This is a genomic window from Streptomyces sp. NPDC005963 (genome assembly GCF_040638655.1).
Classification (GTDB): Bacteria; Actinomycetota; Actinomycetes; order Streptomycetales; family Streptomycetaceae; genus Streptomyces.
Map to the genome: position 1 here is coordinate 343,713 of NZ_JBEXVD010000005.1, position 8,611 is coordinate 352,323.

Genomic DNA, 8,611 nt, shown 5'->3' on the forward strand with positions numbered 1-8,611 from the left:
ACAGCCGACCGCGGCGGCGCGTGGGCCGGTGTGGGCGGCGGGCGGGACTGGTGCAGTATGGAGCAGATCATTCCAACTGATTCCGCCGTTTCCCGTTCGTTCCTCTTGGTCCTCCTGTTTCTGAAGGGACAGCGCCGCCATGCCGCAGAGCCGCGCCGACCGGTACCGCCTGCCGGCGACCGCGTCCGCGCTGCTCGCCATGGTCTGCGCGCTGCTGCTCGCACTCTGCGGGCCCGCCCCCGCGGACTCCTACTCGGCCGGCGACACGGCAGACGTCGTCACGGCCCAGGGGAAGTCGGGCGGCTGCGGCCAGGGAGCCCGCGACGACGACCGAGGGGCCCACCCCCTGACCCCGTCGCGCAGCGCAGCCCCTCCCGAGCAGCCGACCACCCCGTACGCGACGGTCTGCGTCGACGGTGCCCCGGACGGCTTCCCGGCGAGCGGTACGAGGTCACCGGATCGCGGCCCACCACCGCTGGCTCCGCCCACCCCGGTCGATCTGTCGGTCCTGCGCGTATAGACGACACCACTCCCCAGCGCCGGCTTCCTTCACCTTTCGCCCAGGAGTGATGCACCACCATGCCTACCCCTTCCTCACGCCAAGCGCGGTCCGCACGCCGCCCCGTCGCCATCGGAGCGGGCATCGTCGCCGCGGCCCTCCTGCTCGGGTTCGCCTCGTACAGCGCGACAAAGCCCGCGGACCCGTCGGGAACAGCCGCCGGCGCCGAGGTCTCCGCGGATCAGGGCAGCTTCGCCGAAACGGCGAAGCTCGCCCGCCGCGACCCCAAGGACCAACTGGCCGTGGGCCGTGCGGACGCCCCCGTCGTGATGATCGAGTACGCGGACTTCCTCTGCGGCTACTGCGGTCAGTTCGCCCGGGAGACCGAGCCCGAGCTGATCGAGAAGTATGTGAAGTCGGGCGTGCTGCGCATCGAGTGGCGGAACTTCCCGATCTTCGGCGAGGAGTCCGAGGACGCGGCACGTGCGGCCTGGGCGGCCGGACAACAGGGCCGGTTCTGGCAGTTCCACATCGCCGCGTACGCGCCCGGAGTCAAGGAAGAGGGCTTCGACAAGAAGCGGCTGAAGCGACTGGCCGAGGAAGCCGGCGTCCCCGATCCGACCCGCTTCGCGAAGGACCTGGACAGCGAGGCCGCCCGGGCCGCCGTCAGCCGCGACACGGAGGAGGCCCAGAAACTGGGCGCCGCCTCCACCCCGTCCTTCCTGATCAACGGCCGCCCCATCTCCGGCGCACAGCCCCTGGAGAGCTTCACCAGGGCCATCGAAACGGCCGAGGAGACCGCGGAGTGGACCGGCTCGGGCGCTTCCTCGGCCCAGACCCCCTCCCGATGACGGACATCGGCTATCTGGCCGCGTTCCTCGGCGGTCTGCTGGCGCTGATCAGCCCGTGCAGCGCCCTGCTCCTCCCGGCGTTCTTCGCCTACTCCCTCGACTCCACGGGCCGGCTCCTGCTGCGCACCGGGATCTTCTACGCGGGACTGGCGACCACCCTCGTACCGCTGGGAGTGGCCGGCTCCTATGCCAGCCGGTTCTTCTACGGCAACCGCGATCTGCTGGTCACCTCCGGCGGATGGTTGATCATCGCGCTCGGCGCTGCGCAGATCCTGGGGCTCGGTTTCGCCTCCCGCAGGATGGCTGAACTCTCCGGCCGCATCCGTCCCACGACCGCTGCCCCGGTGTATGCGCTGGGCCTCGTCTACGGCCTGGCCGGATTCTGTGCCGGGCCCATCCTCGGCAGCGTCCTGACGGTCTCGGCGCTCTCCGGCAGCCCCGTGTACGGCGGTTTGCTGCTGGCGGTCTACGCCCTCGGCATGGCGGTGCCGCTCTTCGTCCTCGCGCTCCTGTGGAACCGCTTCGACCTGGGCCGCCGCGGCTGGCTCCGAGGCCGTTCCCTGAGTCTGGGCCGCCTTCGACTGCACACCACGTCACTGTTCTCGGGGCTGTTCTTCATCGCCCTCGGCACGATCTTCCTGGCCTTCGACGGCACCACCACCCTCCCGGGCCTCCTCTCACCGGAGGACAGCTTCACCGCGGAACAGTGGGCCGGTCGCGTCGGCGCCGCCGTACCGGACTGGGCGCTGCTGATCGGCGTGGTGGCGGTGGCGGCGGTGGCGTGGGGCTCTTCGTCCAGGAGGTCGCGGCGCCGGCGGGAGCGGACCGGGCCTCACCCGACCGGGGGTCGCCCGTTGGGGCAGGACGGCGAGGAGGCCTAGCGGGCAACGACGAAGGCCCCATCCATCGGATGGGGCCTTCGGGAAGTGGCTGGGGCCGGGGTCGAACCGGCGACCTATCGCTTTTCAGGCGATCGCTCGTACCAACTGAGCTACCCAGCCACGAAGCCCTTGCGGGCTCCAGCGGTCCTGACGGGATTTGAACCCGCGGCCTCCACCTTGACAGGGTGGCGAGCACTCCAAACTGCTCCACAGGACCAAGGTTGTGCGAGCACAAGTCTCGCACAGGTAAAGCGTGCCCCCAACGGGATTCGAACCCGTGCTACCGCCTTGAAAGGGCGGCGTCCTGGGCCACTAGACGATGAGGGCTAAGGGCCCGCCTGGGCGCTTTGCAGCGCGTCGGGGACGTGAGAAGCATATGGGATGCAGGGAGGTATCGCCAAAACGGTTTACGGGACGGGCGGAGGGACTTGGCGCGGGCCGTCCCCGAGGGCGGCACGCGAGGGGCGGACGTGCAGGTCAGGGTTGAGGAGAGCGGCCCGGAACGGAGGGCTTCCGGCTCCCCGCCGGGGCACTGGGCGACCCGGGTGAGGTGGGGGAGACGGACGTCGTCGGATCCGGGCGACGTTCCGGATCGCTGTCCTTCGGGAGCCGACGGCTGATCTCGGCCGTGGTCAGCCCCAGCCCGCCGAGCGTGATCTCGTCCCACGCCTGGAGCCGCTTGGTCGTCCGGTCGAGATAGAGCACGGACGCCCGTACCTTCTCCGGCTTGTCCTGCTCCAGTGCCCGCAGGCCACCGCCGCCGGTGGAGCCCTCGATCTTGAGCCGGGTGCCGTCCTTGAGGACTTCGCTGCTGCGGTGGTGGAGGTGCCCGGAGAGGACCAGCGGAACCGCGCCGTCCGTCTCCCGTGCGGCGACCGGGTTGTGGACGACCGCGATGTCGGCCGGGGTGCCGGTGTGGATCTGGCCGCGGAGCGCGGACGCCAGCCGGATGCCCGCCATCCGATGGGCGTCCTTGCCGGTGTCGGCCGCGGTGCGGTCGGGCGTGAACTGGGCGTCTCCCATGCCCGCGATCCGCAGCCCGCCGACCGTGACCGCCTTGCCGTCATCGAGGACATGGGCGTTCTTCAGACGGGAGAGGTACTTCTGCGTGATCTGCGAGTCGTGGTTGCCCCGCACCCAGACGTACGGCGCGCCCAGATCGCTGATGGGGTCCAGGAAGGCGTTCTCGGCCGCGGTGCCGTGGTCCATGGTGTCGCCGGAGTCGACGATCACGTCGATGTCGTACTGCTCCACGAGCGAGCTGATGACGTGCCAGGACGCCGGGTTGAGATGGATGTCGGAGACGTGCAGCACCCGCATGGTGAGGGGGTCGGGCTGATAGGTCGGCAGGGTCGAGGTCGCGTCGTACAGCTTGGTGACGTTGGTGACCAGACGGGCCAACTCCTTCTGGTAGACGTCGAAGTCGGTGACGATGGAGCGGGCGTCGCCGACCACCGACGGCGCGCTGGTGAGCAGCCCGGAGAACTTGGGCTCCAACACCGACTCGGGATCCCAGGTGGCCACTGCGGCGCCCCCCGACGCGGCGAGGAGCCCCAACGCCAGTCCGCCGGCGGCCAGCGCGCGGCGGGGGCGGCGGTAGGCCACGAGCCCGAGCGCCGTGGCACCGGAGACGACGGCGACGCAGGAGCGCACGGCCAACTCGGTGGTGCCGTCGGCGACGTCCTTCGCCACCTCGTCCTGGAGCCCGGCGAGCCGTTCGGGGTGTTCGACCAACGCGGTGGAGCGGACGGGGTCGAGTTGGTCGACGTCCACGTCGAGCCGGACGGGTGCGGTGTGGGAGTCGAGTTCGAGCGCACCCAACGGAGAGACATTGATCTTGGTTCCGCCCGAGAGGTCCGGACGCAGGGTCATGCTGGTCTCCATCGGCCCGATCGTGGTGTGCACGCTTCCCACGACGAGCAGTCCGAGCCACGCTCCGACGACCACGACGGCCGTCATCCCCAGCCCACGGGCCCACGGTCGCGGGTGGTGCGCCAGGGCATGAGGGGGGTCGCCACGGCGGGAGCGGTGGCGCTGCTGGAGCCGGTGGAGCGCGGAGCGGATCGGTTCGGGGACTGCACGTGCCATTGGTCCCGTATGCCCCCGGCGGTGGGCGGCCATGCGATACGGGCGCTGCCGCCCGGCGGGCCTGACACCGCGCCTCCCGTTCTGCCACGGTGCCGGGCAGTGACGTTTCGGCCGCGGCAGCAGTTGCGTCCGCCGTACCGACCGGGGGGACCGGCGCCCGGATGTACGTGACAATGGCCGGGTGCTGGAGATGACGCGTGAGGAGTTCGAGGAACTGGTCGCCGAGTCCCTGGACCGGATCCCGCCCGAGTTGACGCGGCTGATGGACAACGTCGCGGTGTTCGTCGAGGACGAACCGGCCGCCGACGACCCGGAGCTGCTCGGGCTGTACGAAGGGACTCCGCTGACGGACCGCGGCGAGTGGTACGCGGGGGTGCTGCCGGACCGGATCACGATCTACCGCGGACCGACGCTGCGCATGTGCGAGAGCCGTGAGGAAGTGGTCGAGGAGACGGAGATCACAGTGGTCCACGAGATCGCGCACCACTTCGGGATCGACGACGAGCGGCTGCACGCCCTGGGGTACGGGTGAGCGAAGGGCCGCCCGGCGAGGGGGCGCGGCCGGAGGGGGGCGAGAAGCCAAGCAAACCGCCTGAAATGCCTGAATCCGTCGAAGAACACCCTTCGGCGCCGTCCGCTGCCCGGGCGGCCGTTGACCGTACGCAGGAGCACAGGAGCTCCCCCGTACCGCACGAGCCCATCGATCCCGATGTCGATCTCCACCAGGCGGCACAGCGCGCGGAGACCGCCGGGGCCGGGCTCGCGCTGGTCCTCGGGGTCGTTGCGGCGGGCGGAGTGATCGGCGCGCTCGCCCGGTACGCGGTCACCCTGGCCTGGCCGGTCACCGAAGACGGCTTCCCGTGGTCCACCCTGGCCATCAACGTCTTCGGCTCGGCACTGATCGGTGCACTCCTCCCGCTCGTGTCCGAAGACGGTCACCAAGAGCGCCCGCTCGTCCGGCTCTTCGCCGGAACGGGGGTGCTCGGTGGATTCACCACCTTCTCCGCGTACGCATACGACCTGCGCGCACTCCTGGTGGACGACAGGGCCCTCCTCGCGCTGGTGTACGCGGTGGGCACGGTCGTCGGCTGTCTGGTCGCTGTGGGGCTCACCGCCACCGCGACCAGACGCGCCATCGCGATCCACCGCCGGACGGCTGCCGGATGAACTGGCTGTTGGTGGCGCTCGGGGCCGCAGTCGGCGCGCCCCTGCGCTATCTGACCGATCGTGCGGTGCAGGCCCGCCACGACGCGGTGTTCCCCTGGGGAACGCTGACGGTCAACGCCATGGGATGCCTCGTCCTCGGGGTGCTCGCCGGGGCTTCGGTCACCTCGCAGACCTTTGCGCTGCTGGGTACGGGGTTGTGCGGGGCGCTCAGCACCTACTCCACGTTCTCGTACGAAACGCTCAGGCTGTTTGAAAGCGGGCGGCAGTGGCACATGGCAGCCAATGTGGGTCTTTCCGTGCTGGTGGGGCTGGGATCGCTGGTCTTGGGCGTGGAGTCGGCACGGGCCCTGACGGGGTGAGTCAACGGTCCACGGACGGAGTGATTCAACGGTCCACGGATGGGGCGTGTACTCGTCAGGCACCGGGCGTGTCCCTCCTGGGGCGACGGGAGTTGGGCAGTGAAACCCGCGCTCTGCCCACCGGAGGTGCCCTCGTGCGCCAATTGCCCAACCCTGGCCGTCTCGCCGCCGCGTTCGCCGCCTCCCTGGCGATCGCGGCCTCGGCAGGCTGTATGAGCGTGAGCGACGACAAGGGCGAGGCTCCCGAGCCCCGCAAGACGTCCGCGCCGTCCGGTGGGGTGATCGAACCCGAGGGCGGACAGGCCGGCCCCGGGCGCCACCACGCCGGCGGAGGGCGGGCGGACGCAGGCAGGTCGGCGCGGCGGTCAGCGGTTCCGGAGGCGACCCCGAGCCCCCGCGGCGTCACCACGCCACCTGCGCCCAAGCCCACGCTCGCGGTGAACCGACCGCAGCCGCCCGAAGCGCCCGAGCCCACCGAGCCGGCACCGACCCCGACCGTGCCGCTGCCCACTCCCACCCAGGAGCAGCCGTCCGAGCCGCCGGAGGAGACCCCCAGCGCACAGCCCACCGAACCCACCGACCCGCCGGCCGCTTCCCCACCGCCCGAGGTGCACGCCGGCGCGCTGCGGATGGCGGAGGCGGCGCGTCGCAAGGTGGGTCACGAGCCCGAGAGCTCGCCGCAGGTCGGGGCCGAGGTCGGCCCGGCGTGAGGCGGTGTAGCGGGGGTCACCCTGACGCGGTTTGCCTTCGATGGGGGAGGGTGCGTATGGTGGTAGATCGTTTGATCCCATTGCCCGGCGCCGAAACAGAAGCGCGCCGTGTGGCGCGTACTCTCCCTAGCCGTGGCTGACCGCATAGAGGCGGTCGAATTGCGAAATCACGGAGTTTGGGCGCGTGCCGAGACTCCGGAAGGTTTCGCATTTCGCATGTCCAATTTCAGCACTGATCACGCCGTCCTGCCCGAGGACCAGGTAGCCGTCGACACCACTGCCGAGGTCGCAGACGTCGTGGATCTCATTGACGGTGTCGACGCCGTCGACGAGATCGAGGTCGCCGAGGCGCCCGAGACCCCTGAGACGCCCGAGGTCACCTTCGCGACGCTCGGACTGCCCGACGGCGTCGTCCGCAAGCTCGCCCAGAACGGCGTGACCGCGCCCTTCCCGATCCAGGCCGCGACCATCCCGGACGCGCTGGCGGGCAAGGACATCCTCGGCCGTGGCCGTACCGGCTCCGGCAAGACGCTCTCGTTCGGTCTGCCGCTGCTGGCCACCCTGGCCGACGGCCACACCGACAAGAAGAAGCCCCGCGGCATCATCCTCACCCCGACCCGCGAACTCGCGATGCAGGTCGCCGACGCCCTCCAGCCGTACGGTGACGTGCTCGGCCTGAAGATGAAGGTCGTCTGCGGCGGTACGTCGATGGGCAACCAGATCTACGCCCTGGAGCGCGGTGTCGACATCCTCGTCGCCACTCCGGGCCGTCTGCGCGACATCATCAACCGCGGCGCCTGCTCCCTGGAGGCCGTCCAGGTCGCGATCCTCGACGAGGCCGACCAGATGTCCGACCTGGGCTTCCTGCCCGAGGTCACCGAACTGCTCGACCAGGTGCCGGGCGGCGGTCAGCGGATGCTGTTCTCCGCCACCATGGAGAACGAGATCAGCACGCTGGTCAAGCGCTACCTGACCAACCCGGTCAGCCACGAGGTCGACAGCGCCCAGGGCAATGTCACCACCATGACCCACCACGTCCTCGTCGTGAAGCCGAAGGACAAGGCCCCGGTCACCGCGGCGATCGCCGCCCGCAAGGGCCGCACGATCATCTTCGTCCGCACCCAGCTGGGCGCCGACCGCATTGCTGAGCAGCTGCGCGACTCGGGCGTGAAGGCCGATGCGCTGCACGGCGGCATGACCCAGGGTGCGCGCACCCGGACGCTGGCCGACTTCAAGGACGGCTACGTCAACGCGCTGGTCGCCACCGACGTTGCCGCCCGAGGCATCCACGTGGACGGCATCGACCTGGTGCTCAACGTGGACCCGGCCGGTGACCACAAGGACTACCTGCACCGTTCGGGACGTACCGCCCGCGCCGGCAAGTCCGGTGTGGTCGTGTCCCTGTCGCTGCCGCACCAGCGCCGCCAGATCTTCCGTCTGATGGAGGACGCGGGCGTCGACGCCTCGCGTCACATCGTCGGCGGTGCGGGCGCATTCGACCCGGAGGTCGCCGAGATCACTGGTGCTCGTTCGCTGACCGAGGTCCAGGCGGACTCCGCGAACAACGCGGCCAAGCAGGCCGAGCGCGAGGTCGCCGATCTGACCAAGCAGCTGGAGCGCGTGCAGCGCCGTGCCGTCGAACTCCGCGAGGAGGCCGACCGTCTGGTGGCCCGCGCGGCGCGTGAGCGCGGCGACGACCCGGAGACGGCGGTCGCCGAGGTGACCGAGGCCGCCGAGGCCGAGCTGGAGGCCGCGGTCGCCGCTGCTTCCATCCCCGAGCAGCAGTCGGAGCGTCGTGACGACCGCGGCAACTTCGACCGCCGCAACGACCGTGGTGACCGTGGTGGTTTCCGTCGTGATGACCGGCCTTCGGGTGGGTTCCGTCGTGACGATCGCCGCGATGACCGTCGTGACGATCGTGGTGGTCGTTCGTTCGAGCGTCGTGACGATCGCGGTGACCGTGGTGGTTTCCGTCGTGATGACCGGCCTTCGGGTGGGTTCCGTCGTGACGATCGCCGCGATGACCGTCGTGACGATCGTGGTGGTCGTTCGTTCG

Annotated in this window: 9 protein-coding genes and 3 tRNA genes; 8 read left to right on the forward strand and 4 right to left on the reverse strand. The window is 70.4% G+C overall.

What is annotated here, in order from left to right; translation table 11 throughout:
* Nucleotides 1-139: 139 nt before the first annotated feature.
* Genes ABZ348_RS11125 through ABZ348_RS11135 form a run of 3 tightly spaced genes read left to right on the forward strand, consistent with a single transcriptional unit; the run spans nt 140 to nt 2,231 of the window.
* Nucleotides 140-520 carry a hypothetical protein gene (locus tag ABZ348_RS11125; protein ID WP_358931565.1) on the forward strand — a complete coding sequence of 127 codons (381 nt, stop codon included), beginning with the start codon at nt 140-142 and terminating at the stop codon, nt 518-520.
* Between the two features lie 59 nt (nt 521-579).
* Entirely contained in the window at nt 580-1,350 is a 771-nt protein-coding gene (locus ABZ348_RS11130; protein ID WP_358931567.1) for a DsbA family protein, read from the forward strand.
* A complete protein-coding gene (locus ABZ348_RS11135; protein WP_358931640.1) occupies nt 1,347-2,231 on the forward strand; it encodes a cytochrome c biogenesis CcdA family protein in 885 nt (294 codons plus the stop codon). Before ABZ348_RS11130 ends, ABZ348_RS11135 begins: the two co-directional genes overlap by 4 nt.
* Nucleotides 2,232-2,277: 46 nt before the next feature.
* Here ABZ348_RS11135 and ABZ348_RS11140 read toward each other — a convergent pair.
* The 4 genes from ABZ348_RS11140 to ABZ348_RS11155 form a co-directional block, all read right to left on the reverse strand.
* Nucleotides 2,278-2,351: transfer RNA gene (locus tag ABZ348_RS11140), tRNA-Phe, on the reverse strand.
* A 22-nt stretch (nt 2,352-2,373) separates the two neighbouring features.
* Nucleotides 2,374-2,448, reverse strand: a tRNA-Asp gene (locus ABZ348_RS11145).
* A gap of 37 nt (nt 2,449-2,485) precedes the next feature.
* Nucleotides 2,486-2,558, reverse strand: a tRNA-Glu gene (locus tag ABZ348_RS11150).
* Between the two features lie 150 nt (nt 2,559-2,708).
* The gene (locus ABZ348_RS11155) at nt 2,709-4,319 is read right to left on the reverse strand and encodes a metallophosphoesterase (RefSeq protein WP_358931569.1); all 1,611 of its coding nucleotides are present in this window, start codon (nt 4,317-4,319) and stop codon (nt 2,709-2,711) included.
* A 181-nt stretch (nt 4,320-4,500) separates the two neighbouring features.
* On the opposite strand from ABZ348_RS11155, the gene ABZ348_RS11160 reads away from it, so the two are divergent.
* The 5 genes from ABZ348_RS11160 to ABZ348_RS11180 all read left to right on the forward strand — a co-directional run.
* Entirely contained in the window at nt 4,501-4,851 is a 351-nt protein-coding gene (locus ABZ348_RS11160; protein WP_358931571.1) for a metallopeptidase family protein, read from the forward strand.
* Between the two features lie 65 nt (nt 4,852-4,916).
* Complete coding sequence (locus ABZ348_RS11165) at nt 4,917-5,486, forward strand: CrcB family protein (RefSeq protein ID WP_358931573.1); 570 nt, start codon at nt 4,917-4,919, stop codon at nt 5,484-5,486.
* Entirely contained in the window at nt 5,483-5,845 is a 363-nt protein-coding gene (locus tag ABZ348_RS11170; RefSeq protein WP_358931575.1) for a CrcB family protein, read from the forward strand. Before ABZ348_RS11165 ends, ABZ348_RS11170 begins: the two co-directional genes overlap by 4 nt.
* A 134-nt stretch (nt 5,846-5,979) precedes the next feature.
* Complete coding sequence (locus ABZ348_RS11175; protein ID WP_358931577.1) at nt 5,980-6,555, forward strand: hypothetical protein; 576 nt, start codon at nt 5,980-5,982, stop codon at nt 6,553-6,555.
* Between the two features lie 216 nt (nt 6,556-6,771).
* A partial coding sequence (locus tag ABZ348_RS11180) for a DEAD/DEAH box helicase (protein ID WP_358931642.1) occupies nt 6,772-8,611 on the forward strand: 1,840 nt, incomplete at its 3' end.